The following is a 26,940-nucleotide window of genomic DNA, read 5'->3' as shown; positions in this document are numbered from 1 at the left end:
GAGATATGTCGACCACCGGCCCGTTGAGGGCGTGGCGGGTAGTTGTGCGCCGCAGGCAGTTCACAAACACCACGACACCGGGGTGGTCAAACCAATCGAGACTCAGGAGTTGATATGACTGCGCACGAAGAGACCGCAGAGGTAGTTGTCGTCGGCGCCGGGATGGCGGGATTGATGGCAGCGACCACGCTGGCGCCGAGGACCGATGTGGTTGTCCTCGAGTCCACCGATCGCACGGGCGGACGAGTCGACACCGTCCGCAAGGGCGACTACTGGATCAATGTCGGCACTCAGTTCACCGAAGGCACCGGCACACTGATCGATGCCCTGAACAAGCACGGCATCGAGATGGGTTCGCTCGCAGGCAAAAGCGTCGCGCTGTACCTCAATGGCGGGCTGGTCGACACCGCGAATCCTCTCGCGCTCATGTTCCGCACGAAGATGACGATGATGGACCGTCTCGGCATGGCCATCGTCGGTGCGCGCATTCTCGCCGTCATGCCGTTCCTGGAGTCGCAGAGCCGAATCGCGCAACGGGTTCGCGCCAAGCTCGACACCAAGCTGGCCTCGTATCTACTCCAGGGCGTCCGCTCCGAGCTGGCCGGCGAGGTCGTCCGGTCGTGGTCGGCGCAATGGATGGGATGCGAGGCGGAGGAAACGGCCGCGACCCAGTTCGTCACGTCCGTCGCTATCGCGTTGGCCGACCCGGAGAAAATTCCGAACTTCTCGCTGCCGGTCGGTGGCAACCAGACCTTGACCGACGTACTGACCGAAGACCTCGGCAGTCGGATCCGGTTGAACTCGGTGGTGCGATCGGTACGCCAGGACGGCGACGGTGTCGTCGTCGACTACCTCGATGGTGACCGTCCGGCGAGGATTCGGGCCGAGCGGGCGATCGTGACCGCGCCCGGCGACATTGCCGAGCGGATCATTCCAGACCTCCCGCAGCGGTACCGCGTCGCTTTCAACGACATCACCTACGGCCGTTACGTAGTGGTCGGCTTCTTCACCGAGGAAGTGGGGCCGCAGCGCTGGGACGATTTCTTCGGTGTCTCGACGCCGCAGTTGTCGTTTCAAGCGATGTTCAACCACGCCGCGGCGATGCGCAAAGGTGGCGCTCGAAAGCCAGGCGGAGCACTGGCCTGTTTCGCCGGCGGGGCTCAGGCCGACGCATTGCTGGACCTGCCTGACGAGGAAATCCTGTCGCGATTCACGAAGGACTTGCTCACCGTATTCCCCGAGCTGGACGGGAAGCTGGGCGACGGCGTTGTGCGGAAGCACCATCGGGTCGTCCCGTTCTGGGCGCCCGGCCGGAGGAACTCGCTGCCGACGTTGCGGGATCCGTTCGGATCGATCTACCTCGCGGGCGATTATCAGCTCGATCTGCCGTCGCTCGCCGACGCGGCCGCGTCGGGTGAGCGAGCGGGGAAGGCCGTACTGGCGAGCCTGAGCCGGCGACGATAGCCGAGGCCGCGATCGAGAGAACACTGGGACATTCCGGACGCCACCGCGGCCATACCGCACTCGTCGGTCACCCGCCGGCCGGCCGGGTTCCCAACCTCTCGGGTCGGTACACCTAGGTCGTCACGGCTGTCACCGCCGCCAGCGCGGCGGCGGTGAACACCCGGTACCCGCGGGCGGGGTCGAGGCCGTGGATCTCCTTGGTGTCCAGGGCGTCCATGAAGTCGAGGATGTCCGTGCTGAATTCCTGACCGGGGACCAGCACCGGGAATCCCGGCGGATACGGGGTGACGAAGGTGGCCGATACCACCGGCTGCCCGGCGCCGAGCCGTTCGCGGACCTGGTCGGCGGGCAGATACTCGCATCGGTCGTCGTCGTAGGCCAGGTAGAACGCGGTGCGCATGTCCCCGTCCGGCGCTGCCCCGCCGGGGTCGGTCCGGAAGGCGTCGTGGAATCGGGAGAAGTTCGGCAGCGGCGGATGTTCGTGGGTGAGCGCGTGCACGCTGCGTTCGAATTCCTGCCCGGCAGCCGGGCCCCGCTGGCTCGCCTCGTCCTCCAGCCCCTCCGCGATACCCACCAGGGCGCGCAGCAGATACGCGACGGATGTTCTGGTGGTGCCGATGTTCGTCATGGCCAGCACGGTGTTGCGGGTCGTCTTGTTGACCTGGACGCCCCAGCGATCCATCAGCTGGTCGTGTTTGAAAGTGTCTCCGTCGATCCCGGTCGCCCCGATCTCGAGGGTGAGCCGGCACGGGTCGAGCACGAATTCGTCGGTGTGCCAAGCCTCGTCCATCGCCACCGGGCCGGCGTGCAGCGGGCAGCCGCGGCTGCGCCGGTACCGGTCCGGGATCAGGTTCTCGCTGCCCAGCACACGGAAGTACTTCGACAGCAGCGGATGTTCGGCGATGCGGTCGCGCAGGGTCATCGCCAGCTCCACCTGCCGCGCGACCAGCTCGAAGCCCTCGAGTTCGACCTGCCGGCGCCCCACGTCCAGCGACGCCAGGATCTGGTAGTTCGGTGAGGTCGAGGTGTGCGTCATGTACGCCTCGCAGAAGGCGCCCTCGGCGCGCCCGGCGAAGTCGTCGTCGAACACGTGGATCATCGACCCCTGCCGCAACGCGGTCAGCGTCTTGTGGGTGGACTGGGTGGCGTAGACGCGAATGCGCACGCGGTCGGGGTCCGGCAGCAGTGGTTCGTGCACCAGATCGTCGTCCGAGCGGCCGGCGAGTTCGGCACTGCGGCTGTCGAATTCGGCCCGGTACTCCGGGGTCCGGAAGCGCTGCGCGAGCGTGGCCGCGACGTTCATCGCCGTCCGCCGCCGGTACACCGGATGGAATCGGGCGAACGCGAACCATGCCTCGTCCCAGAGGAAGACCAGATCCGGCTTGATGGCCAGGCATTCGGTCATGACCCGTTCGACGTCGTAGACCACGCCGTCGAACGTGCAGTTGGTCAGGGAGATCATCCGCACCTGACCGAGACGGCCCGCGGCGCGGTACGTCAGCAGGGTCCGCTTGATGTCGGCCAGCGGAATCGCGCCGTACATGGAGTACCGGTCGAGTGTGTAGCTGTCCAGGTAGGCCACCCGGGACCCGGCCAGCACCTGGGCGTAGTGGTGCGATTTATGGCAGTTGCGGTCGACCAGCACCACATCCCCGGGCGCCACCAGGGCCTGGGTGACGATCTTGTTGGCGGTCGAGGTGCCGTTGGTGACGAAGTAGGTCCGGCGCGCCCCGAACGCCCGCGCCGCCAGTTCCTGCGCCTCCCGGATCGGGCCGTGCGGTTCCAGCAGCGAATCGAGACCACCGGCGGTGGACGAGGTCTCGGCCAGGAAGATGTTCAGCCCGTAGAACTCGCCCATATCCCGGATCCACCGCGAGTTCACCACCGAGTTGCCGCGCGAGATCGGCATGGCATGGAAGACGCCGGTCGGTTTTCGCGCGTAGGCGGTCAGCGCGGAGAAGAACGGGGTCCGCCGGCGCCGCGCCACCCCGCGCAGGATCGTCAGATGCAGATCCAGCACATCCTCCTGCAGCAGGAACACCGAGTCGAAGTGCTGCCCGAGCTGTGCGGCCAGCAGTTCGATCGATGCGTTGTCGACCAGGTAGAGGTCGAGTTCCGGTCGCAGGGAACGCAATTCGCGCGCGACCGACGAGACCCGGGCCGCGGTGTCGAGCCGGTCGAAACCCGCGAGCTGGACCGGTGAGAGGAGGCGGTCCAGCAGGGAGCGATCGCGCATCGACCGGGTCCGGAAGTCGGAGCGGACGACGACGGCTTGGATCCCCGGATTCACCAGGGCCGCCACCACCGCGTCCTCGACGCTGGGCGCGACCACGATGTCGTAGACGGCCTCGTCCTCCGGCCGGCGGATGGCTCGGATCTCTTCGCGCAGCCGCTGATCCTCGCTGTCGGACAGATCGGCGACCACCAGAATGTCGAAGTGCGGCCGGGGGTCAGTGGCCGCCGCCCCCTCGCCCGGCACGCCGGGCGGCCGGTCGCCGACGTTCGCCGCGGCCGCGAGCGACGCGCCGCCGACGAGCCCCCGGCCGATGGTCTCGGCCAGCCGGGTCAGTTCGGCGTACGCCCCCGTGCCGGCCAGCTCGTGCGCCCGCGCCACCAGCCGGCCGCCGGGGTAACTGTGGTACGGCTCGAGCAGGTCGGTGTCGGCGAGGTAGCGCTCCAGTTCCGCCACCTCGGTACCCGCATCCGGGCCGAGCGCCGCCAGCCGCCGCGCGGTATCGGCGATGTGCCACCAGATGTCGTTCCGCAACTGCGCGACACTGTTGTACGCCGACAGCTCCCGCCCGGAATCGCTGTCGGCGCGGTCGGCCTCCGTGCTCACCACCGCGCCCGATGGGCGGATCCGGGTGCAGACCCCGCCCGGCGGGCGTGACGCTCAACCGCATTCCGCATCCGATCGCCACGCCCGGTGCCCGGGCAGGCGCTGGGAGGCATTGTCATCAGCGTTTCCTTCCGCTGCGGCATCGGCCGGCACCGCCTGCCGCTATTTCCGGTTCAGCTGCCAATCCGGTGGCAGCCCCTGGACTTTCGCGTCGGTGCCGCACGCCTCGATGGATACGGTCGCCGGACCCAGGCGGAGATCCGTGAGCCGGATGATGCCCGCCCGCTCGGGCAGGCGCGGCGCGATGGTGAGGGTGCGCCCGGGGACGTCGGGCATCAGCCCGAGGAACGATCGCATGAGCAGCAGGGGCGCCGCGCTCGCCCACGCCTGCGGCGAGCACGAGGTGGGATACGGCACCGGGGAACTGAAATCGGAGCGGGCGAAGCCGCAGAACAGTTCGGGCGGCCGGGCCCCGAATTCCAGGATGGCCTCGAGCAGTCCGCTCGCGAGTTTCACACTCAGGTCCAGTGCGCCGGGGATGTGGCCGTAGCGCATCAGACCGGCCACCGCGATGGCCGTATCGTGCGGCCACACCGAACCGGTGTGATAACCCATGGGATTGAAGTGGCGGGCGGTGGAAGACAGTGTGCGCAAACCGAATCCGCTGTTCAGGTCCGCCGCGCCCAGCCGCTCGATCAGTTCGGCCGCGCGTTCGTCGGGCACGATGCCGGTCCACAGGCAGTGGCCGGGATTGCTCGATCCGACATCGACCGGCTGCTTCGAGCCGTCCAGCGCCAGGGCATAGCAGCTGCTCTTCGGCATCCAGAAGGCCTCGTCGAAACGGGCTTTGAGGTCGGCGGCCTGCGTGCGCAGCCGCTCGGCGAGGGCGTGGTCGCCGAGCTCCTCGGCCAGTTCGGCGCGGCCGATCCGGGCCGCGTAGACGTAGCCCTGCACCTCGCACAGGGCGATCGGCGGGTCGGCGAGGCGGCCGTCGGCGAATCCGATCGCGTCCCAGCTGTCCTTCCACCCCTGGTTGGCGAGGCCGCGGTCGGTCTTGCGGCGGTACTCGACGAAGCCGTCGCCGTCGAGGTCGGCGTCGGTGTCGATCCAGGCCAGCGCGGCATCGGCGGCCGGCAGCAACTCCTGTACGGCCGCGGCGCCGATACCCCAGCGGCGGCATTCGGCGAGCAGCATCACGAACAGGGGGGTCGCGTCGGCCGTGCCGTAGTAGACGGTGCCGCCGAGCACCCGATCAGTGCCGGGACCGTAACGCCGCTCGTGCATGATGCGGCCGGGTTCCTCCTCGGTGAGCGGATTCGACTCGGTGCCTTGAAGTTTCGCCAGCTGGCGCAGTGTTCCGAGGGCCAGGTCCGAATCCAGCAGCAGCGCCATCCACGAGGTGAGCAGACTGTCGCGGCCGAACAGGGCCATGAACCAGGGCGCGCCGGCGGCCACATAGGAGGTGCCGTCGGCGGGATCGTCCAGCCGCAGCGCGCCGAGGTCGGTCTCGGTGCGCTGCAGGATGAGGTTGAGGCCGGCGCCGCTCGCGGTGAGGGTGGTGGTCGAGGCACGCCAGCGGCGGATCTTGTCCGCCGGGCTGTGTTCGTCGTCGTCGAAGTTCATCGGGACGGCCCGATGGTCGTTGATCGGCTGGCAGTGCACCACCGTCTGCCAGCTGCCGTGTGCGGGGACCAGCACCTGCCAGGTCAGCGATCCGGGCTGAACCTCGGGGTCCTCGCCGGCGGTGATGATGATGCCACGCCCCTGCTGACTGCGGTCGGTGAAGCGCAGCGCCTGCTCGGTGGCGGCCGACTCGCCGCCGCCACCGCCTGCGCGGCCCTCCTTGACCGCGAACAGGTCCGCGAAATCCGCCTCGGCATCGAGAACCACCGTCAGGGCGGTGTCCTCGTCGCCGAGATTGAGCACGCTGATGATCTCCTGCATTCCCTCACCCACGACGCGACGGCGCTGGACCAGCACCGTCGCGTCGGCGACACCGTGCGGTGGCGGCTTCCGGGCCACGAATCGCGCCCGGAAGGGTTCGCGCACCACCACCGAAAGCTGTTCCGGCGGAAGACCGTCCACGCGCAGCTCCCATCGGGTCAGGATGCGCGCGTCCCGGTAGTACAAACCGTGGGCGGTGCCGGGGTGAATGTCCCCGAGTCGGTCGGACAGGCAGAAGGTTCCGGCCTCGACGAGGGTGATCACGCCGGCGCCACCCTCGATGAGAACGGGTGGGCCGGCATTGAATACGCTCACGGGCGACCGCCTGGCGCCTGGCTGCTGAGGATCGGGGTCCCCGCGGGTACCCGCACCCGGACGGCGGTTCGCGACGTCCGTTGCGCCGCCATCTCGATCGCCCGGTGATAGGCCGCCTCGTAGCCCTGCGCGAACAGGTCCGTGGCGAACAGCCTTTCGACCCGCTCCCGGCAGGCGTAGGGGTCGATCTCATCGGCGCGGGCGATGTATCCGGGTAGTTCGTCGGGATCGTCGCAGATCCATCCGGTCACGCCGTGTTCGACGACCTCTTCCACCGCACCGCCGCGCAGCGCGATCACCGGTGTGCCACAGACCATGGCCTCGATCATGACAATGCCGAAGGGTTCTTCCCACCGAATCGGGAACAAAAGGCAGCGCGCGCCGGCGAGCAGATGGCGTTTCGCGGTCGCGTCGGCCTCGCCGAACACATCGTCGCTCTCGGTGAGCAGCGGCTCGATGTAGTTGTCGAAGAACTCGTGCTCGGGCGGCTCGTTGAGCTTGCCCGCCAGGACCAGCCGCACACCGGCGGAGTGAGCGGCCCGGAGCGCCAGGTGGGGTCCCTTGTAGGGCGCGTAGCGGCCCAGGAACAGGGCGTAGTCGAGCTTTTCGGTGCGGAATGGCCATTCCGAGGGGCGGATCGCGTTGTGCACGCGGCCGATCCAGTTCAGATCCGGCGCGAGCGCGCGCTGCCGGTCGCTGATCGCCACGAGCCGCACACTGTGATCGAGCGATTGGTAGTAGTCGTGCATCTCGGGGTCGACCGGACCGTGCACGGTGACGACGGTGGGAATCCCGAGCCCCCGGTAGGCGGCCGCGTTGGCCGGGCCGGCGAAGGTGTGATCGTGCACGACGTCCACCGGGTCCTCGGCATGCAGTGCCTCGATGATCTGCCAGGTCTTCATGGCATTGACGATCTCCGGGTACGGCTCGCCGAGCCGCTTGGACTGGATATCCTCCCAGACCCGGACGAATCGGGCCTTGGTACCGGCGTGGCCGGCGCCGAGCAGCGTGACGCGGTGACCCTGATCGACCAGCTCATCGGCCAGCGTGGCGACAACAGCCTCGATACCGCCATAACCGACCGGTGGGATGTCGAAATACGGTGGAGCGGCGAGAACGATATGCAGCGACCGCTTCCGGGAATTTACCGCGCCGAACACAGCGGAATTTTCGGGCTGTAGCTGCAGAAAGTCGAAGGCGTTCTCGAGTGAGGCATCGCACGTAAGTTCGCTACTCATTTCGAAACTCCTCGTCGTGAGTTGAACTGAGCCAAACCCTCGTATACGGTGCCACGAACGACGCTGGTCGGCAAGGGGTTGTTTGCCCGGTTTGCGCGGTCGCAATTCAAAAGTTATGTCGATGGTTTATCGGCTCGAATTACGGGTATCCCTATCCACCCATCGAGCATGAAATGTATTTGCACCGTGAGGGATTCGCGAATCTCGGCAGTAGCGCTCAGCGAGAACCCTTTTCCACCGACTCACTCCGCAAGCACCTCGGGGAACCCGAACAATGCGACCAGCGCCGGGTCGTGGAATGAGATGACACCGCGGACACCGGTGGTGGTCGGAGCCAGGACCACGATGCCGTGGCCGCGGAGCACGCCATCGGTGTCCCGGTGGTACTCGATGGCGGCGGGCTGGCCGTTGGCCGTAGTGGGTAGCATCCGCCAGTTGCCGGGCCGACCCATCACGTAGGCGTCGAGCATGCGGATGCAATTCACCCGGCCCTCCTGCCAATCGCGGAACGGGGTCGCCTCCAGTGTCGCGTCGGCGCGCAGCACCTGTTCCAGGAGAGCGGCATCGGCGTGTTCGAAGGCGGCGATGTAGCCGTCGAGCAGTGCCCGCGCGCGGCGGTCGGATGGTTCGAGCAATTCCTCTGGGCCCGAGGGCAATTCGTTCAGGCGAGCGCGGGCCCGCTGCAGGCCGCTCTTGACCGCCGCGGTTGTGGTGCCGAGGATTTCGGCGGTCTCGGCGGCGGAGAAGCACAGGACCTCGCGCAGGATGAGAATGGCGCGCTGGCGGGCGGGGAGATGCTGGAGGCTCGCGATGAGGGCCAGGCGGAGTGACTCGCGGGCGACCACCGCGGCGGCCGGATCGTCGGCGGCCGGGGCGATCCAGCCGCCGGGGCATGGTTCGAGCCACGAAACCTCGCCCGGCGCAACGCGACTCGGCGCTTCCTCGGACCCGTCGGCGGGACCGCCCAGGCCCGAAGGCAGGACTCGGATGCGGCGCGGCTCGAGCGCCGACAGGCAGACATTGGTGGCGATCTTGTACAGCCAGGTCCGCATCGAAGCGCGGCCCTCGAAAGCGGCGTAGGAGCGCCAGGCGCGCAGGTATGTCTCCTGGACCAGGTCTTCGGCGTCGTGGGCCGAGCCGACCATGCGGTAGCAGTGCGCCAGCAGTTCCCGGCGGAATCGCTCGGTTTCGGCGGTGAAGCGGCTCCGATCGGCCGCCTCCGCCAGGTGCGCCGTCATGCGGCGAGTTTAGGCTGCCGCCGGGCCGCAGCATGGCTGCTTGTCATGGGCTGCTCTCTTTCCGGATCGTGTGCCCGCTGATCGGGTCCTCGCCCATTGCGACCGGGACGGCGGTCCGAAGGAATCGAAACCCAGGTCAGCGGGTATCCGGATAATCAGGGCAGCAGGGCCAATTTGCCGATGGTGGCGCGGGATTCCATTTCCGCGAGGACCTTCGGCCCGTCGGCGAGATCGTGGGCGGTGGGTCTGGTGGGGGCGAGGACACCCGCTGCGATGAGCGCGAACATTTCGGCCATGACCTCGCCGAAGATGTGAGGAGCGGCCTGGATCAGCACCCCGATATTGAGGCCGATGAGGTGAATCTGGTGCTTGTACACCAACTCCCAGTTGGTGATGGCGGTGTCGCCCCCTGCCACGCCGTAGACGACGACCCGTCCGGTGACCCGTTTGGCCGCGGCGAGGCTCGCGGTGAAGGTCGCGCCACCAGCGGATTCGAGCACCAGGTCGGCTCCGGCGCCGCCGGTCAGTTCCAGCACGTCGGCGGCGAGGTGCTCGGACCGTGAGTCCAGCATGTGGTCGGCACCGAGCCCCCGCACGATCTCGTGCTTGCCCGGCGAGGCGGTGGCGATGACGGTCGCACCGTAATGCTTGGCCATAGTGACCGCGGCTTGGCCGGTCGCGCCCGCTGCGGCGTGGATCAGCACCGTCTCACCGGTGGCTATGCGGCCCAACGGTTTCAATGCGGCGAGCGCGGTAGGCCAGTTCACGACCAGCCCCAGTGCCTGCTCGGTGGTCCACCCGGCCGGGATCGGCATGGCCGAGGCCGCGGGCAGCACCGCGTATTCGGCGAATGCTCCTGCCCCCACGCCGACGACACGGGCCCCCGAAAGCGATTCGGCCACTTCGTCTCCCGCCGCGACGACCTCACCGGCGGCCTCGAACCCCGCCGTGTACGGTGGCCGCGGTCCGCCCAGGAAGGTGCCGTGGGCCTGGGAGATGTCGGCGAAATTGACTCCGGCGGCGGCCACTCGGATCAGGACCTCGCCCGGACCGGGAACCGGTACCGGCGCGTCCGTGATCAGACGCAGGTCCTGCGGGCCCCGCAGCGAGGTTTGCCGCAGGGCCCGCATGGTGGTGGGAATGGTCATGGCGATCAGCACTCCTTCTCGGTTTGTCACCAGGTAGACCGTCGCCACCGGAGAAAGGAATCGGCCGCCGGAACCCGTCAGCCGATCGGCGTGACCGCGGGCATGGTGAAGCGGCCCGACAGGATGTCGGGGCCGGGGACGTAGGAGCGGGCGAAGAGGATGAACGGGCCGGCGGCCGCGGCAGGCAGCCAGTTCGCCTGACGGTCGGGCTGCGGCGTCCGGGGTTGGATCCAGATGTCGATGCTGCCGTCGGGGTTGGTGACGACTCCCGGTGTGTTGCCCGCGATTTCGTAGCGGTTGATCGGGTTGGGGGTCAGGAACTGGCCCGCTAGACGATCGCGGTTCCGTGGCCACCCCAACCGATTCGAGCGAGTCCCCCTGATCACGCGTGACCTACCCGCTCGATGCCGGATCACATTGCCCGACGTGGTGTCGAATGGACCGCCTGAACGTTGTACACGACGTCGTAGCGCAATGTGGGCTACCGCCCGCAGACTTGACCTGATCACTCCCCACAAGGATGGACAGAAGCATGGCGAGTCGTGTGCTCGAGAACTTCATCGACGGCAGGTTCGTGGCCTCGGAATCGACGGACACCCTCGAGCTGGTGAATCCGGTCGACGAGACGGTCACCGGTCGCGTGCCGGTGTCGACCGAGGCCGAGGTCGATTCAGCGGTCACGGCCGCCGCACAGGCTTTCCGAGCGTGGGGCAGAACTACGCCGCGGGACCGCCAGAACGCTCTGCTCGAGCTGGCTGATTCCATCGAGGCGCACAGCACCGAACTGGTTGAGGCGCAATGCCGCAACACCGGTCAGCCGAAGGCGGTGATCGCCGCTGAGGAGATCGCGGCGGGGGCCGACCAGCTGAGGTTCTTCGCCGGCGCGGCCCGTCTACTGGAGGGTAGGTCCGCCGGAGAATATGTCGACGGATTCACCTCGTACGTGCGTCGCGAGCCGATCGGCGTGGTCGCGCAGATCACGCCGTGGAACTACCCGTTTCTCATGGCCATGTGGAAGGTCGGTCCGGCGCTCGCCGCCGGGAACACCGTGGTACTCAAGCCGAGCGACACGACGCCGGAGAGCACACTGGTGCTGGCGGGACTGACCCGAAGCCTGTTGCCGGACGGGGTTTTCAACGTGATCCTCGGCGACGCGAGGACAGGTGCGGCACTGGTGGCGCATCCGGAGCCGGGTTTGGCCTCGATCACCGGATCGGTGCGGGCCGGGATCGCGGTCGCGGAATCGGCTGCGCGCGGGCTCAAACGAGCTCATCTCGAACTGGGCGGTAAGGCTCCGGCAGTAGTGTTCGCCGATGCCGATCCCGAGTCCACCGCGGCCGGCATCGCGCAGGCGGCATTCTTCAATGCCGGCCAGGATTGCACGGCCGTCACCCGCGTACTCGTGCACGAATCCATCCACGCGGATCTGGTGGAAGCACTGGTGAAGAGTGCCCAGCGTCTGCGACCGGGGCAGCCCGACCATCCGGACAGCTTCTGCGGACCGCTCAACAATGGCCGCCACTTCGACTCCGTACTGGGCAAGCTGGCCGCACTGCCTTCCCACGCGACCGTCGTGACAGGTGGCAAGCGGTTGGGCGAGAAGGGTTTCTTCGTCGAGCCGACGATCATCACCGGGGTACATCAGAGCGATCCGATCGTGCAGGAGGAGACCTTCGGCCCCGTGCTGACGGTGCAGTCGTTCACCGACGAGGCCCAGGCCGCCGCTTACGCCAACGATGTGCCCTATGCGCTGGCGTCCAGCGTCTGGACCCGCGACCACGGCACTGTCGAGCGAATGGCGCGCGCGCTGAATTTCGGTGCGGTATGGGTGAATTGCCATATGGTGCTGACCGCGGAGATGCCACACGGCGGATTCAAGCAGTCCGGCTACGGAAAGGACCTGTCGATCTACAGCGTGGAGGAATACACCCGTATCAAGCACGTCATGAGCGCTCACCACTGACCGGTGCGGCGAGCGTGTCCCGAACTTGCAAGGCGAGCCACAACTCGTGCCGCGTGGCTGCGGGATCCAATGACCGCGCCAGCAGTTTCTCGATCTTGGAGATCCGGTTGCGGACCGTGTGACGGTGCACGCCGAGCCGCTCGGCTGTGACATCCCAGGTTCCGTTGGCGTCGAGCCAGGCTCGGAGTGTACTGACCAGCTCACCGGTCTGATCGGCGAGATCGATCGACGCAAGAGTGTTGTCGGCGAACGCCGCGAGCACATCGGGGGAAGCAATCGACAGCAGCAGGCTGCTGGTGCTGTCTTGCCGCGAGGTCGCCGGGCGCCCGAGCCGAGCGCTCACGGGAATCAGCGAACGCGCTTGCTGTACCGACAATGCCGCCATTTCGGGCGCGACAGTGTCGCCGATGCCCACGGGGTGATCGGCGGCGAAGCGACGCAGCAGCAGCGGCAGATCCGTACCGTCGATCACCATCGCCTCCACGCCATCGCCCACGGTGCGAACAAGACCGCCGGGTAATGCATACGCCAGATCTGCGGCGAGCTCTTCGATGCGCTCCGGCAAGGGCTGGATGGCCAGTCCAACGACCGAGCCGGTGCGAATGCCGAACTGGTCGAACATGTCTCGGATAGCGGACGCGCTCGCGCCGGGGGCCAGGACCCGATCGAATGTCGCCGCCCGAGCACGCCGCTCGGCGTCACCCGCCAGATACCGTTGCTCGAGTTCGAGGGTGACCAATGAGGTCAACGCCGACTTCATGAGCCGGATTTCGCGGGCATCCGATTCGACCAGCACGGCGTATCCTCGCACTCGCCTCGCGCCGACCGGCTGCACACTGAGGGTCCGTCCGTCGATATCGGTCACCGAGCTGCCGCGCAGCCCGTGGGGTGCCACTTCGTCGATGAGCTCGCGTGCGGCATCCAGCAGCCGGTTCGTCCCATGGCCCACGGTGGCGATTTCCCGGCCCAGCGGATCGGTGATCAGCGCGGGCAGTTTGGTCGAGTCGAACCACACGCCGATCAATCCATCCAGGCCGCGGCCCGATGCGGCTGCGACCGTCAATTTTCGTTGCACGGTCAGCGTGCGTTCGAGTCGCTGCCGTTCTTCGGCGGCATGCGCCGCGAAAACCGCCTTGGTGACGGCGATGAACGGAGTCTCGTCCGGCACCAGCAGCAGCGGAATCCCTTCGGCCTCAGCGGCTTCGATCAGGGCGGACGGCGCTTGCCGATAGGGCAGGCCGTGCCCCAGCCCCAGTGCCAGCGCGCTCGCGCCGCCGCCGACGACGTCACGCACGAAGTCGCGACATTGTGTCTCGTCCGCGGACAGCTGGAGTCCTGCGGTCATCAGCAGTTCGCCGCCCTGGAGCCAATTGCCGGGGCGCAACAACTCGGTGACATGAGCGGCATCGATCGCGCGGTGGATGGCTTCTTGTCCAGCGATCAGCTCGAGTCGCAATTGTGGCTGTTCGAGCAGGTCCGCGACGGTCAAAGGCATGGACGCAGTGTCCAACAAATTCGCGGATATTTCTACACCGCGTCGATGTGTGGTGGGCTCGGTGCGCATCTAGCCTCTTGCCATGTCTTCCCAGCAATCCCTCGGCTCGATCGATGCGAGCCGAGTTCCCCGGTACTGCGGCCCGGCCACCTTCGCCCGGCTGCCGGGTATCGACGAGGTCGGCAGGGCCGACGTCGCGATCGTCGGAGTTCCCTTCGACACCGGGGTCAGCTACCGCCCCGGAGCGCGCTTCGGCCCGGGACATGTCCGCGCGGCCAGCAAGCTGCTGCGGCCGTACAACCCCGCGCTGGATATCCATCCGTTCGCGGTCCACCAGGTTGCCGATGCAGGGGACATCGCGGTCAATCCGTTCGACATCGACGAGGCTGTGGCGACCATCGAGAGCGAGGCTCGGGGCTGGCTGGCGAAGGGGACCCGCCTGCTGACCATCGGCGGTGATCACACCATCGCGCTACCGCTGCTGCGTGCGGTCGCCGCCCAGCACGGCCCCGTCGCCGTCGTACACTTCGACGCGCACCTCGACACCTGGGACACCTACTTCGGTGCGCGCTTCACCCACGGCACCCCATTCCGGCGCGCCGCGGAGGAGGGTTTGCTGGATCCGCGGCGTTGCCTGCACGTCGGCGTACGCGGCCCGCTGTACAGCTCCGATGATCTGCGATCCGACGAGTGCCTGGGCTTCCAGGTGGTGCACGCCGACGACTATCAGTACGAGGGCGTAGTGCAGGTCGTGGAGCGCATGCGCCGACGACTCGGCACGGGTCCCGTGTACGTGTCGGTAGACATCGACGTGCTCGACCCCGCCTTCGCCCCCGGCACGGGCACTCCGGAATCGGGCGGTCTGTCCAGCCGTGAGCTGCTGGCCACCCTGCGCGGGCTGGTCGGGCTCGACATCGTGGGCGCGGACATCGTGGAGGTCAGCCCGGCCTACGACCATGCCGAGATCACCGGAATCGCCGCCGCGCACACGGCCTATGAACTGCTGTCGGTGCTGGCATGCAACCGAGCAGCCGCCGCCGGGCATGCCTCGCCGCGCGCGGAGCAGGTACGCCCGTGAACGTCGCTGAATCTGGTGCGCCGCAAGAGTCTTCCACCGAGCTCGGATCCGGCGTGATCGGCTCCGCCCATCTTGTGTTCTTCGTTTTGTCCGCCGCCGCACCGCTGACGGTCATGGCCGGTTTCGCCGCGCTCGGATTCATGGTCGCCGGCCAGGTCGCGCCCGCTGGATACCTGATCGCGGGAATCGTCTACGCGGTGTTCGCGGTCGGCTTCACGGCCATGAGTAAGCACGTGCGCAACAGCGGCGCGTTCTATGCCTACATCAGCCGGGGTATCGGACCCACGGTGGGGGCCGGCGCGGCCATGGTCGCCTATCTCTCCTACGCCCTCGGTCAAATCGGATTCCTCGCTGCCACAGGCGTTTTCGGATCAGCAGCGATTTCGATGATCACCGGAGTCTCCGTGCCGTGGCAGGTGACGGCGGTCGCACTCGGGCTGATCGTCGCGCTGCTGTCGTATCTCAAGGTCGACATCGGTGCGAAGGTGCTCGCGGTCTTGTTGGTGACCGAGGTGGGGATTCTGTTCGTACTGGCCGTCGCCGTGTTGATTCGCGGTGGCCATGAAGGGCTTTCGGCGGGCAGCTTCAACCCCGCACACCTGATGACCGGATCGATCGGCGCGCTGTTCGCGATCACCTTCGTGGTGTACATCGGATTCGAGCAGACCGCCATCTACAGCGAGGAGGCCCGAGACCCACACCGCACCGTCCCGCGTGCCACCTATATCGCGATCGGCGTGCTGGCGGTGGTCTACACCTTCATCTCCTGGGTCATCCTCATGGCCGCGGGCCCGAACCGGCTGGCCGCGCTGTTGGCCGGCGACCCGTCCCAGCTGGTTTTCAACCTGAATACCGAATATGTCGGCGCGACAATGACGTCGGTCATGCAGGTGCTGATCATCACCAGCTTCTTCGCGGGCGCGCTCGCGCTGCAGAACGCCGGAGCGCGGTACCTGTTCGCGCTCGGCCGGGACGGTGTGCTGCCGCAGTGGTTCAGCCGTGCCGGGGCACGGACCAAGACCCCGAGTTCGGCTGGGCTCGCACATACCCTCGTGGTGACCGGTACCCTGATCGGCTTCGGCCTGACGTCCCTGGACCCGTACAGCCAGATCGTGCTGTGGACCAACACTCCGACGCTGGTCGGCGTCATGGTGCTCGAAATCGCCGTCTGCGCAGCGGTTATTCGCTATCTGCGGCCTGCCCCGGGTGGAGAAACCCTGTGGCAGAGGCTGATCGCACCCGGGTTGGCCGCGGTGTTCCTCGCCGTCGTACTCGTGCTGCTCATGCAGAACATGCCGATGCTGACCGGGCTCGGACCGATGGGCAACGCGATCATGCTCTCCCCCTTGGCGGTGGGATTCCTCCTCGGAGCCGGGCGAGCGTTGTGGCTGCGCACCGCGGCGCCCGATCGATACCGGCAGCTGTCCGGCGGCACCGAAGCCCTACTCACAGCAGAGGTGGTTCGATGACTGAACAACAGCGGTTTCCGCGACACGCGTGGACCGTACCGGGCTGGCAGTGCGAAATCCCCGGTGGCGATCCATCGTCACCCGAGATCTGGTGCTACACAGACCAATTCTCCTATACCGCCGGGGACACGGTCGCGGTGCACGTGCACACCACCGCCGACCGCTACCGTCTCGAAGTGGTGCGCGACGGTGCACACCCGAAGACCGTGTACCGGCTCGAAGATCTGCCCGGCAAGTCCCATCCAACACCGCCCGACAGCTATACCGTCGGCTGCGGCTGGCCAGTCGCCGCGCGCATTCCCGTCGACCCGCAATGGCGCTCGGGTCTGTACCTGGTGATCGCCCGGATCGAGGTCGAAGGCCGGATCTACGAGCGCGAACACTTCTTCGTCCTGCGGGCGGCCGTCACCGGACGCACCCGGTACGCACTGATGCTCACCACCGCGACGATGACCGCCTACAACGACTGGGGTGGCGCCAACCACTACCGCGGTCTCGGTGACGACCCGGAGATCGACGTCCCCGCGCCGGTGGTGTCCACCCAACGCCCCATCGCCCGGGGGATGCTGCGCAAACCCGTCGGCGCACCGCGCAGCCGACACGAATACACTCCGCCACCGTTCTGGCAGCCGCACCACGAAGCCTATGAGTGGGCGTTCGCCAACGGCTACTCCCGCCATCACGCCGACGCGTTCTGGGCGACCTACGAACGGCCGTTCGTGGTGTGGGCCGAGAACCACGGCTACGACTTCGACTACCTGACCCAGCACGATCTGCACTTCCGCCCGGAATCACTGCGTGACTACCAATGTCTGGTGATCGTCGGTCACGACGAGTATTGGACGGCCGAAATGCGGGACGCCGTAGACGATTTCGTCGACAACGGGGGCAATGTCGCTCGTTTTGCCGGAAACTTCCTCTGGCAGGTCCGCCTCGACGACACCGGTGCCACCCAGACCTGCTACAAGCTCCCCGCTTTCGACCCGCTCTACGAAACCGATCCGAGCCGGGTCACCACCGTGTGGGACGCTCCGATCGTCGGCCGCCCCGGCGCACAGACCATGGGTTTGACCGGTTTCGGCGGTGTGTACAGCCGGTACGGCAACGCGGTGCCGCGCTCCAGCGGCGGATTCACCGTATATCGGCCCGAGCATTGGCTTTTCGAGGGAACCGACCTGTACTACGGCGACGTGATCGGCGGCGCCCCGGTCTGCACGGCGGCGTTCGAGCTCGATGGCGTCGACTACACCTTCCGGAAGGGGCTGCCCTACCCGACCTTCGAAGATGGCGCCCCGGAGACCCTCGAGATCCTGGCGCTGGCCCCGGCGGTGGTAGGCGCCGAGGACCGGTGGAACGCGGAGGTCCCGCTCGGCGCACCGGAGTTCGAGGCGGAAATGATGCTCCCGTTCATCTATGGCGACGACGTACCCGAATACCAGCGCGATCGACGTTACGGCGCGGGCATGGTCGGCGTCTTCACCCGCGGCGCGGGCACTGTCGTCAACGCCGGGTCGTGCGAATGGGTCAACGGCCTCATCGAACGCGACTTCTTCACCGAACAGATCACACACAACGCACTGCGCCGGCTCGGCGCGGCCTCGCAAGCGGAGAAGGGTAACTCATGACCATCGGTGTCAAGGATGTGCGCGCGATCGGTTTGGGCATCGGCACCCGGGTGGTGCCCGAGTGGCCCGAAGGCTGGACCGCCTCCCCGGACTGGGAGGAGGTCGAATGGCGCGGCTGCTCCGACGCCACCGGCCGCATGATCGGCAGTGCCTGGGAGGGCCAGGCGGGCATCTTGCACGTGGTCGACTATCCGGTCGACGAAATCTGCGTACTGCTCACCGGCAGTGTCGCGGTGACCGACGACTCCGGCGAGCGGCGAGTGTTCCGGGCCGGTGAGGCATTCCTGTTCCCGCGCGGATTCACCGGGAAATGGGAGACTCTCGAACCCTCCTCGAAGATCTTCGTCGTCCTGGAACCCGCCCCCGAATCCGCGTAAACCCGCGGTCCTAGAACGAGATCGGGACAGACCGTCATGCGACCGGTTTGCCTCCGATTTCCGTGCCGCACAGTTCATTTCGTCTGGTGGCACAGCAACGAAGCAACAACCGAGGAGATCCAGTGAATCGCCGCACCCGCATCATCGTCGCCTCCGCGATGGCCACGACCTTGATGACTCTCACGGCAGAGGCGGCCACAGCCGCACCCGCACCGACCACTCTGACGGCCGGAGAAATCGAACCGACCATCCTGAGCGCCGATGCCCGGGACAGCGCGACACCGTCGACGCCGCCGGCGACCCAGGATCAGAGGACCACAGATCAGGCTGATGTCGCTGCGGTGCAGCCTCTTTCACCGTCCGCCTCGGTTGCGACCCCGGTTGCCGCGATCGACGGCTCGGATCCGCAAGCCGATATCGAGAATGCGCTGAGTCAGGCGGGCAACGAGTTCATGCTGGCCGCGACCTTGGGCACCATGGCCGGTGGCGTTGTAGGACTCGTGGGCGGATGCGTCATCGGCGCGATCGTCGGTGCGATCGGTGGCTGCCTCCCCGGCCTGGGGATCGGGGCGGCCGTGGGCCCCATTGTCGGTGGCGTGGTGACCGGCGTCCCGGCCGGAATCGCGGCATTGGCGCAGGCGTACAACACGTTGCACGCCGTCGGTGATATCAGCGCCCCGCTCGCAGCTCAGGTCGGCTGACATCCGAGGAACGAGCGAGCGCTCCACCCGGGGCCCTACCTGACGTGAGTATCACGCAAGCGGCACGACCGGCTCGTCGATACGGGTCGGTTGTTGCCGGTGACCGATACCCCGTCAACGGTCCGTAGCCGACGTCGGCGACCGGCTTGCAGGGCCATTCGGCATACAGGTAGTCGATGCAGTTGGTGAGGGAGGACGGGGGTGCGGTGTTCTATTCGCCGGTCGAAGATGAAGGCGTCGCAGGAGCCGACGTGCTCGGCGAAGCGGCGGGTGTGCGGGTGCTGTCCGGGGGTGCGGGCCGCCGGGACTGGTTCGTCCAGCAGGCGCAGCCGGTGATCCTGCAGATCGATCAGCTCGAATTCGGCTGTCTCGCCTGCATGTTCGGTGGCGATGGCCTGTACCCAGCGGGCCACCTTCTCGCCGTTGTGGCCGGGCCGGGTGCTGCCGATGATGATGCCGATGCTGGTCATGTCGATTACTCCTCGGGGTGGTGACGACTCGACGACACAAGTGGCCGCCGACCCCTCGCGCCGTGACATCCCGGCGTAGTGATGTGCGTCACTCATCCGGTGTCCGGAACCGTCCCGGCCACCGGGCGGTTTCCCCGCAAGTGCGGTTCAGCCCACCGAGCCCTCGAATCGGCACGTGCCCTGGGATTTCGACCATCGTGCGGATGGCGATCGTTCTGAACGAGCTGCGCTTCAGTTCAGCGTCGCAACTCGAAGGCGCTGGCGCCCTTGCCTTCAGCGCACAGGCCGGTCACCTCGTGCATCCGTAGCATCTGGGCAGGCCAGGCAACATTCTTGTGCCGGAAGGCATTCGGGCACTCGGAGCCGGAAGCGGTTCCTGACAACAGTCCTGACGATTGTCCCAGTGGTGTGTATGTTCGGAAGGGCATGTTTCACAATGGGGAGTGCCAGGGCTTCATGAGTAGTCAACGACCGCTATCGTCCTTCGAGTTCAAGCATTTCGACCCCGACGCCCGCTGGGGCGACGTGCCGAAAGCCGGTGTGCCGCTGTTCGTCGCGACCACGGTGCGCGGTGAGATCGATCCCGACGTCATGCGCCGGGTGCTGGCGGAATTGGCCGCCGACCACGCGCTGCTGCGCGCGGTCATGGTCCACGAGCCCGGCGGTGAGCCGGTCTTCCGGGTTCGCGAGGAGTACCAGCCCCCGCTCGAGGTCACCGCGTGGGGACCCGACGGCTATCAGCGGCTGGTCAACATCGAACAGGACTGGAGCACCGGCCTTTTCAAGGCGCACGTGCTGCGTAAGGGCGGTCTCGACCAGATCGTGCTGATCATGCACCACGGCATGTGCGATGGGCGGTCGGCGCTGGCGCTGCGCGACGACATGTGGCAGCGCTACGGCGCCCAGCTGGCGGGTTCGCCACTGCCGCCGTCGAATTCGGACAACGAGCTGGTCGACGGTATCGATACCTTGCTGGCGGGCAGTGTCACCGAGGCCGAGGTCGACGAGCTGGTCGCGATGCTACGCGGTATCGCGGCAGCCGGTGACGCGGTGCCCGCGCCACTCGAGCTGCCCCGTGACGGCGACGGCGTAGGCGACCCGGTGGGCCGGTTCGCCACCCAGCGCATCGTGGTGGACCCTGAGCAGAGCGCAGCCTTCTTCGGTGCCGCACGCGCGCAGGGTGTTTCGGTCAACAGCCTGGTCACCGGCGTGGCCATGGTCGCGGTGCGCAGCCAGCTCGAGGCGGATTCCGGGCCGGTGCCGATGGTGTTCGGGCACGCGGTGGATCTACGCACCTCGCTCGCCGAGCCGATCCCGCAGTCGACGCTGCTCAATTGCGCGGGCGGGGTGGCCACCCCGGTCTTCGCCGCCGCCGACACCGACCCGATCGAGCTGGCCAAGGCGACCGAGGTGGCCATGCGCGCCGCCCTCGACGCCCGGTTCCCGGCCCTGTTCATGCGGGCCTCGCAGCGCGCATTCGACCCGGAGACCGCCGCGATATTCGGTGCGCAGCCCACGCTGGGCATGGCGAATCTCGGTGTGGAACAGACGCCTTCGATCCCCGGCGGGCTCGAGTTCGTCGCCGATGAGGCGTTCGGCATGGCCAAGGGCATGCCGCCGAAGCTGACCGTGTGGACCGTCGCCGAGCGGCTCGTCATTCACGTCAACTACGACACCACCCGCAACAGTCACGCCCTGATGGGCCGCGTGACCGAGGCGATCCGGGAGCAGGTTCGTCGCATCTGCGACGCCGACGCGGATCGTGGCTGACTCGCGGCCGGACACGCCATGAGAGTTGCTGTCAGTCAAGAGAAGTGCATCGCAGCCGGTCATTGTGTGCTGCGTGCCGACCAAGTCTTCGACCAGCGCGACGACGACGGTGTCGTCGTGCTGCTCGACGAGAGTCCGGCGCCGGAGCAGGCCCCGGCCGTGCGAACGGCCGCCGAATTCTGCCCAGCGCAAGCCATCCAGATCGAGGATTGACCCGAACATGCCTGAGTCCAGCACCGAGGCCCCCGCCGAGCCGACCTTCTATCCCGGTCGCCGCGCCGCGAGCTGCCCCTTCGCGCCCGCCGCGGAAATCCGCGAACTCGCCGACGCCGGCCCGATCTCCAAGGTCCGGACCTGGGAGGGCAAGCAGCCGTGGCTGATCACGGGCTACACCGAGGCGCGCGAGCTGTTCGCCGACGCCCGCGTCAGCGCCGACAACCACCACCCCTCCTACCCGCACATCCACGAGGGGATGAAGACGGTCGCGGAGATGAGCCCGCGCACCATGTTCAACACCGATGGCCAGGAGCACGCCCGCTACCGGCGCATGCTGGCCAAGCCGTTCACCCCCAAGCGGCTCGAGGCCATGCGGCCCAATATCCAGAAGCACGTCGACGAGACCATCGACGCCATGCTGGCGCAGGGCAACTCGGCGGACCTGATGAAGGCGCTGGCGCTGCCGGTGCCGTCGCTGATGATCTGCGAACTGCTGGGCGTCCCCTACGGGGACCACGCGTTCTTCCAGGAGGCCACCGAACTCGGCTTCGGCGGCAATGCCACCGCCGAGGAGCAGCAGCAGTCGACGCTGGAGATGCTCGGCTACCTCAACAAGCTGGTCGAGGCCAAGACCGAGAACCCGGCCGAGGATCTGCTCTCCGATGTCGCCGAACTGGTGCGCGACGGTGAGCTGCAGGTGTGGGAGGCCGCGCTGCAGACGGTCGGCATTCTGGTCGCCGGGCACGAGACCACCGCGAACATGATCGCGCTGGCCGTCATCGCACTGCTCGACCGGCCCGAGCAGCTGGCGATCATTCGCGACACCGACGACCCGCAGGTGCTCGGCAATGCGGTCGACGAGCTGATCCGCTACATGACCATTGTCGACACCGGGCTGCGGCGGGTCGCCATCGAAGATATCGAGGTCGGCGGCGAGGTGATCCGCGCGGGCGACCCGATCGTGTTCGATCTGGCCACCGCGAACTGGAACCCGGAGGTCTTCGCCGAGCCGGGCAGCCTGGACCTGGCGCGCTCGAATGCCGCGCAGCACTTGGCCTTCGGGTCGGGCCGGCACCAGTGCATCGGTCTGCAGCTGGCGCGCATCGAGCTCGGCATGGTGCTGCAGACGCTGTTCCGGCGGGTGCCGGGGCTGCGCCTGACCGTGCCGACCGAGGAGATCGATTTCAAGTACGACGCCATGGTGTATGGGGTGCGGTCGCTGCCCGTCGCATGGTGATGCGGTGATCGGTGCCCTGCCATCAGGGCAGGGCATGCAGCCAGAGTCTGCTGCGGTCGGCCTCGGTGGTGGCCAGCAGCAGGCCGGCGGGCAGCGCGGCCATGCGAGCCCCGGGCGCGCTCACCGGCAGGGAAATCTGTTGCCATTCAGTGCAATTCGGCGTCATCGACGCCAGCTGCACCATGTGGTCGAGCGCCACGAGACTCAGGACGCGCGACGCGGTCGGCAGCACCTGCAGCACGTCGACCGTTGACGCGCCCGGACCGGGCACGGCGTCGGCCTCGGCCGACGGCCAGCACAGCAGGTGCGGTGTGGCGCCGATGGATTGGCCGAGCACCGTGCAGCCGGCACTGCCGCAGCCGACGCGCGCGGCGACGGCATTCGCCCCGGGCAGCTGGTGACGCTGCCATCCGAGGCCGTCGGGCGAGGTCCACACCAGTGGCCGAAGGATGTTGTCGTGCAAGGTTTCCCCGACGATGACGAAGCCCTGCTCGCCGATGCCGACCCCGGCCGCGCCGGTCTGCTCGCCGGGTGCGGACGACAACGCCAAATCATCCGCGTGGCGTTGCCAGTCGGCGCCGTCCGAGGAGGTCCAGAACGCGGCGCCGTAGCGGCCGTTGTCGCCGTCCCAGCCGCCCACCAGCAGATCGGTGCCGTTGCGCGCGGCCGCCGCGGTCACCGCGATGGCGTGCGGGCCGCCGAACATCTCCATGGCCTGGGTGTGTTCGGTGAGGCCCCGGCCGTCGCCGCTCCAGATGGTCATGCGCGGATTGCTGTGCGCGCCACCGAAAGCCTGACCCAGCACCACGGTGTGCGTGCCGGTGCCCGCCGAAATCAGTTCCGCCAGTGCGCCGTACGGACTGTCGGGCCGGACGGGGACAGATGTCCAGCGTGTGCCGTCGGGGGAGGACCAGGCGGCCGGGGCACGTCCGTCGCCGGCCGGGATCGAGCCCAGGGCGAGCACGCCGCCCGCGATCGGCGCGAACTCCAGCACCCGCGCCCCGTGCTGCGGCAGCGATACCTCGCGCCAGGGCGAATCCGATGGCCGCGCAGCACACCCGGCCGCCAGCATGAGCACGGCGACCAGGACGATTGACCACCTCATTGGGACAGCGTGCCAGACCGACCCGGCGATTTGTCGGTTGTGCGCCTTTCCCACGGGACCCGAACCGCCGCGCCGAGACAAATCCGGGCTGTGCAGCGGACCGCGTGTGACGATCTCTCCTCGTGGCTGCTGTCCGGTTCACACGGATATGGATGCTGGTGGCGCTGGTGACGGCGCTGCTCCCACTGCATGCGCACGCTGATCCCATCTCGGATCTGCTGAATCCGGCGCACGATCCAGCCAGCGTGCTGCCGTCGCCGCCGACCGACCCCTTCTTTACGCCCGGGCCCGGTTTCGAGGCCCGCCCACCGGGCTTCGTGCTCTCGGCCCGTACCACCGACAGCCTGTTTCCCGCCGCCCGCGCCTACCAGCTGCTGGTGCGGTCCACCGACTCCCACAATCAGCCGGTCGCCATCGTGACCACCCTGCTGCTGCCGAACGAGGCGTGGAAGGGGTCGGGCCCGAGACCGCTGGTGTCGTACAACCTTCCGATCTCCTCGCTGGGGCAGTCCTGTGCGCCCTCCACGGAACTCAAGCGGGCTGTGTCGGCCGATGTCGTGGCGATCCGGTTGATTCTGGCCAAGGGCTATGCGGTGGTCGTTCCCGACCATCAGGGCCCGCGGCAGGCATACGCGGCGGGGCTCATGGGCGGGCACGCCGTGCTCGATTCCATCCGGGGCGTCACCCGCGCGAACATGCCGGAACTCGGCCCGGCGACGCCGGTGGTGATGACGAGTTATTCCGGCGGTTCGATCGCCACCAGCTGGGCGGCGCAGCTCGCGCCGACCTACGCGCCGGAGATCCGGTTGGCGGGCGTGATACTCGGGGGGACCCCGGCGGACTATCAGACGCTGCTGCCCGCCATGAACGGCAACTGGGCTACCGGGGTCCTGCTGGCGGCGGTGCTCGGGCTGGCGCGCGAGTACCCGGAACTGATGGGCCTGTTCAACGACAATGGGTGGCGGTTGGCGCGGATGTTCCGCGATATCTGCATTTCGCAGGAGACGGCGCTCGGGCTGATCGCGCCGCTGCGGGCGGACCAGCTCTCGGTCGTGCCGGATCCATTGAAACTGCCTGCGGTGCAGCGGATTCTGGAAGAGAACCGCCCCGGCCGCAGCGCGCCGGCCGCGCCGGTGTTCCTCTTCCACGGCGTCAATGAGATCTTCGTTCCCTTCGCGGGCGCGCAGCACCTGTTCGACGAATGGTGCGCGCGAGGCGCCCGGGTGCGGTTGCAGCCGTTCCCGGGGGAGCACTTCATCGTCGGCGCGCTGTCCATTCCACTGACCACCGGGTGGATCGAGGATCTGCTGGCCGGTCGGCTGGTGCCGCCGGGGTGCACCGGTCCGGGTCACTGACCATCCGCGGAAATTCCAATCGAGCAAAATGTCTTTCGGTGTCGCTGCCATAAGTCATCGGCATTTCGCTTAATATTCCTGGCCGTATTGGCAAAAGGACCTCCATGAATCGTGGCCGATTCTGGAAGCGGCGCTGACGGAATAGGCCGGCACCGCGCTGGGAGGTTGCTCAGCGCCGGGTCGGCCGGTGCCGAGTCCGGTCCGCCCCGCGGCGGTGGTGGGCCAGTTGCAGTTCGAGCAGTAGGCGATCGGCCGGATCGTCGAGGTCGATGCCGGTGATGTCCTGGGCGCGGCGCAGGCGGTAGCGCAGCGTGTTCGGGTGGATGCGCAACGCCGTGGCCGCGGCCCGTACATCGCCGTGATGGCGCAGGTAGTGGTCGACGCTGGCCTCGAGTTGCGCGGCGTGGCCGCGGTCGTAGTCGAACAGGGCGGTCAGGCGCGGGTCCTCGAGTTCGGGGCGGGCGGCGATGAGATCGAGGATCTCGCCCAGTAGTACCGCCGTACGGGATTCGGCGAGGGTGGTCACCCGATCCTTCGGGAAGTCCGCCGCGGTGCTGTCCAGGACACGGTCCACCTCGAGGCGGGCGCGGGCGACGTCGGTCAGCTCGGCGACGGGAACGGCGATGGCGGCGCGCAGGATCGGGCCGCCGGTGGTCTCCAGCTGGTCGACCAGCTGCCGGGTCCAGGCGGTGACCGCGCGGGCCGAGTGGTAGCGGGGGAGCAGGATATAGGCGCGGTCACCGATGAGGGTCGCCAGCGAGTCGCGGCGGAAGGCGCTCGCGCGCAGGCGAAGTGTGCTGCCCAGCGCCGACAGTTCCGCGGCGGCGGGGGTCGCGCCGGAGGATGCGAACCCGATGAGCGCCGCCGGGCCGGTCACCGGGATGCCCAGCGCACTCGCCACCGACGGCACATCGACACCGCCGCCGCGCGCGCCGAACAGGCGCTGGATCAGCAGGGCCTCGGTGGACGGCGCGTCCAGGCTGCGCGAGATGATGCGCGCGGCAATGGCCGACGCGCCCCGCAGCACTTCGGCCGCGTCGGACTTGAACGGCCGCTCGCCCTCCTGCAGCCAGATCGATCCGAGCACGGTGGCGGCGCTGCCCTCGCCCGGCCGCCGAATCCCCACGGCCAGACGGTGTTTGATGTCGAGCTCGGCGTGCGCGGGCAGGTCGACCACCTCGTCGGTGTGCCGCAGGCGGTCGAAGACACCCCACTGCTGCAGGATCCGCAGATACTCGCGCGGCCCCTCCCGGCCCAGGATGGATTGGATCCGCAGCCGGTCCGCGGCATCATTGGAGGCCGAGTAGGCGAGCACGTGCGAGTGCGCGTCCTCGATGGTGACCATGCCGCCCGCGTTCTGCGCGATGATCTGCGCCAGCCCGAACAAGTCGGTATCGGCGGCCAGCAGATCCTGGTCCGCGCTGTCGCGGGCTGGGCCGGTGCGATCCAGCATCCGCCGGATCAGCGGGTACACGTGATCCCAACGGGCCTGTGGATGCACCCCGACCACCGCCACCCCCGCCCGCAGCGCGGCCCGCCGCAACCCGCCCGCCGCGGCCGCGAACTTCGACAGCACCGCGCGGGGTCGTTGCGCCGGTGCCCGCTGGGCGACCTCCTCGAGCCACCGCACGGCCTCGGCCTCAGCGATACCCACGTGCAGGTACATGTCCGACATGGGTGCGTGCGCAACGGTTTCCGAGCTCAGGTCCGAACTGTCGACCAGCGCCACCGACCGGATGGCCACCTCGTCCCCGAGCGGTGCGTCGACCAGTTCGACGAGCGTCGTGCCCAGTGCCCCCAGCAGTTCCCGCAGCGCTACTCCGGTTCGGTCGAGCTCGGCGGCCCGCAGACCGGTGGAGGTGTGGCGTTCGTCTGCGATCATGCTGTCTCCGG

General features: G+C 67.8%; 21 protein-coding genes. 11 read left to right on the top strand and 10 right to left on the bottom strand.

Features of this window, described 5'->3' with window-relative positions:
• Window positions 1-114: 114 nt before the first annotated feature.
• Window positions 115-1,464, top strand: coding sequence for a flavin monoamine oxidase family protein (locus tag ACWEQQ_RS31585; protein WP_452350857.1), 1,350 nt, complete (start codon window positions 115-117; stop codon window positions 1,462-1,464).
• A 112-nt stretch (window positions 1,465-1,576) separates the two neighbouring features.
• On the opposite strand, the gene ACWEQQ_RS31580 is transcribed toward ACWEQQ_RS31585, so the two are convergent.
• The 6 genes from ACWEQQ_RS31580 to ACWEQQ_RS31555 form a co-directional block, all read right to left on the bottom strand.
• A complete protein-coding gene (locus tag ACWEQQ_RS31580; RefSeq protein WP_452350809.1) occupies window positions 1,577-4,303 on the bottom strand; it encodes an aminotransferase class I/II-fold pyridoxal phosphate-dependent enzyme in 2,727 nt (908 codons plus the stop codon).
• Between the two features lie 162 nt (window positions 4,304-4,465).
• On the bottom strand, window positions 4,466-6,562 hold the full coding sequence (locus ACWEQQ_RS31575) for an amylo-alpha-1,6-glucosidase (protein WP_452343582.1): 2,097 nt from the start codon (window positions 6,560-6,562) through the stop codon (window positions 4,466-4,468).
• Window positions 6,559-7,800: a glycosyltransferase family 4 protein gene (locus tag ACWEQQ_RS31570; RefSeq protein ID WP_452343581.1), complete on the bottom strand. Its 1,242-nt coding sequence runs from the start codon at window positions 7,798-7,800 to the stop codon at window positions 6,559-6,561. Before ACWEQQ_RS31570 ends, ACWEQQ_RS31575 begins: the two co-directional genes overlap by 4 nt.
• 242 nt (window positions 7,801-8,042) lie before the next feature.
• Window positions 8,043-9,038, bottom strand: coding sequence for an RNA polymerase subunit sigma-70 (locus tag ACWEQQ_RS31565; protein WP_452350808.1), 996 nt, complete (start codon window positions 9,036-9,038; stop codon window positions 8,043-8,045).
• Window positions 9,039-9,193: 155 nt separating this feature from the next.
• Window positions 9,194-10,186: an NADPH:quinone oxidoreductase family protein gene (locus tag ACWEQQ_RS31560; protein WP_452350807.1), complete on the bottom strand. Its 993-nt coding sequence runs from the start codon at window positions 10,184-10,186 to the stop codon at window positions 9,194-9,196.
• 77 nt (window positions 10,187-10,263) lie between these two features.
• The gene (locus ACWEQQ_RS31555; protein ID WP_452350806.1) at window positions 10,264-10,545 is read right to left on the bottom strand and encodes a DUF1214 domain-containing protein; all 282 of its coding nucleotides are present in this window, start codon (window positions 10,543-10,545) and stop codon (window positions 10,264-10,266) included.
• Between the two features lie 173 nt (window positions 10,546-10,718).
• Between ACWEQQ_RS31555 and ACWEQQ_RS31550 the strand changes: the two genes are divergently transcribed.
• The gene (locus ACWEQQ_RS31550) at window positions 10,719-12,149 is read left to right on the top strand and encodes a gamma-aminobutyraldehyde dehydrogenase (RefSeq protein ID WP_452350805.1); all 1,431 of its coding nucleotides are present in this window, start codon (window positions 10,719-10,721) and stop codon (window positions 12,147-12,149) included.
• On the opposite strand, the gene ACWEQQ_RS31545 is transcribed toward ACWEQQ_RS31550, so the two are convergent.
• Entirely contained in the window at window positions 12,130-13,644 is a 1,515-nt protein-coding gene (locus ACWEQQ_RS31545; protein WP_452350804.1) for a PucR family transcriptional regulator, read from the bottom strand. The genes ACWEQQ_RS31550 and ACWEQQ_RS31545 overlap by 20 nt on opposite strands.
• Window positions 13,645-13,726: 82 nt before the next feature.
• Between ACWEQQ_RS31545 and speB the strand changes: the two genes are divergently transcribed.
• The 5 genes from speB (at window position 13,727) to ACWEQQ_RS31520 (ending at window position 18,894) form a co-directional block, all read left to right on the top strand.
• Complete coding sequence (gene speB / locus ACWEQQ_RS31540) at window positions 13,727-14,722, top strand: agmatinase (protein ID WP_452343575.1); 996 nt, start codon at window positions 13,727-13,729, stop codon at window positions 14,720-14,722.
• Complete coding sequence (locus ACWEQQ_RS31535; protein ID WP_452350803.1) at window positions 14,719-16,191, top strand: APC family permease; 1,473 nt, start codon at window positions 14,719-14,721, stop codon at window positions 16,189-16,191. The genes speB and ACWEQQ_RS31535 overlap by 4 nt, the downstream gene beginning before the upstream one ends.
• The gene (locus ACWEQQ_RS31530; protein WP_452350802.1) at window positions 16,188-17,816 is read left to right on the top strand and encodes a N,N-dimethylformamidase beta subunit family domain-containing protein; all 1,629 of its coding nucleotides are present in this window, start codon (window positions 16,188-16,190) and stop codon (window positions 17,814-17,816) included. The genes ACWEQQ_RS31535 and ACWEQQ_RS31530 overlap by 4 nt, the downstream gene beginning before the upstream one ends.
• Complete coding sequence (locus tag ACWEQQ_RS31525; protein WP_452350801.1) at window positions 17,813-18,193, top strand: cupin domain-containing protein; 381 nt, start codon at window positions 17,813-17,815, stop codon at window positions 18,191-18,193. The genes ACWEQQ_RS31530 and ACWEQQ_RS31525 overlap by 4 nt, the downstream gene beginning before the upstream one ends.
• Window positions 18,194-18,315: 122 nt before the next feature.
• Window positions 18,316-18,894, top strand: coding sequence for a hypothetical protein (locus ACWEQQ_RS31520; RefSeq protein WP_452350800.1), 579 nt, complete (start codon window positions 18,316-18,318; stop codon window positions 18,892-18,894).
• A gap of 35 nt (window positions 18,895-18,929) precedes the next feature.
• Here ACWEQQ_RS31520 and ACWEQQ_RS31515 read toward each other — a convergent pair whose 3' ends face one another.
• A complete protein-coding gene (locus tag ACWEQQ_RS31515) occupies window positions 18,930-19,364 on the bottom strand; it encodes an NADPH-dependent FMN reductase (protein ID WP_452350799.1) in 435 nt (144 codons plus the stop codon).
• A 456-nt stretch (window positions 19,365-19,820) separates the two neighbouring features.
• Here ACWEQQ_RS31515 and ACWEQQ_RS31510 point away from each other — a divergent pair, with 456 nt between their 5' ends.
• Genes ACWEQQ_RS31510 through ACWEQQ_RS31500 form a run of 3 tightly spaced genes read left to right on the top strand, consistent with a single transcriptional unit; the run spans window position 19,821 to window position 22,587 of the window.
• On the top strand, window positions 19,821-21,134 hold the full coding sequence (locus ACWEQQ_RS31510) for a phthiocerol/phthiodiolone dimycocerosyl transferase family protein (RefSeq protein ID WP_452350798.1): 1,314 nt from the start codon (window positions 19,821-19,823) through the stop codon (window positions 21,132-21,134).
• A gap of 18 nt (window positions 21,135-21,152) precedes the next feature.
• A complete protein-coding gene (locus ACWEQQ_RS31505) occupies window positions 21,153-21,347 on the top strand; it encodes a ferredoxin (protein ID WP_379380893.1) in 195 nt (64 codons plus the stop codon).
• Window positions 21,343-22,587, top strand: coding sequence for a cytochrome P450 (locus ACWEQQ_RS31500; protein WP_452350856.1), 1,245 nt, complete (start codon window positions 21,343-21,345; stop codon window positions 22,585-22,587). Before ACWEQQ_RS31505 ends, ACWEQQ_RS31500 begins: the two co-directional genes overlap by 5 nt.
• Before the next feature lie 22 nt (window positions 22,588-22,609).
• On the opposite strand, the gene ACWEQQ_RS31495 is transcribed toward ACWEQQ_RS31500, so the two are convergent.
• Window positions 22,610-23,692: a hypothetical protein gene (locus ACWEQQ_RS31495; protein ID WP_452350797.1), complete on the bottom strand. Its 1,083-nt coding sequence runs from the start codon at window positions 23,690-23,692 to the stop codon at window positions 22,610-22,612.
• 122 nt (window positions 23,693-23,814) lie between these two features.
• Between ACWEQQ_RS31495 and ACWEQQ_RS31490 the strand changes: the two genes are divergently transcribed.
• On the top strand, window positions 23,815-25,047 hold the full coding sequence (locus ACWEQQ_RS31490) for a lipase family protein (RefSeq protein ID WP_452350796.1): 1,233 nt from the start codon (window positions 23,815-23,817) through the stop codon (window positions 25,045-25,047).
• A gap of 169 nt (window positions 25,048-25,216) precedes the next feature.
• Here ACWEQQ_RS31490 and ACWEQQ_RS31485 read toward each other — a convergent pair whose 3' ends face one another.
• The gene (locus tag ACWEQQ_RS31485) at window positions 25,217-26,929 is read right to left on the bottom strand and encodes a PucR family transcriptional regulator (protein ID WP_452350795.1); all 1,713 of its coding nucleotides are present in this window, start codon (window positions 26,927-26,929) and stop codon (window positions 25,217-25,219) included.
• Between the last annotated feature and the right edge of the window lie 11 nt (window positions 26,930-26,940).

It is taken from the genome of Nocardia sp. NPDC004123 (assembly GCF_053603795.1).
Note: the sequence above shows the minus strand (reverse complement) of the source record. Positions and strands in the feature narration are given on the sequence as shown.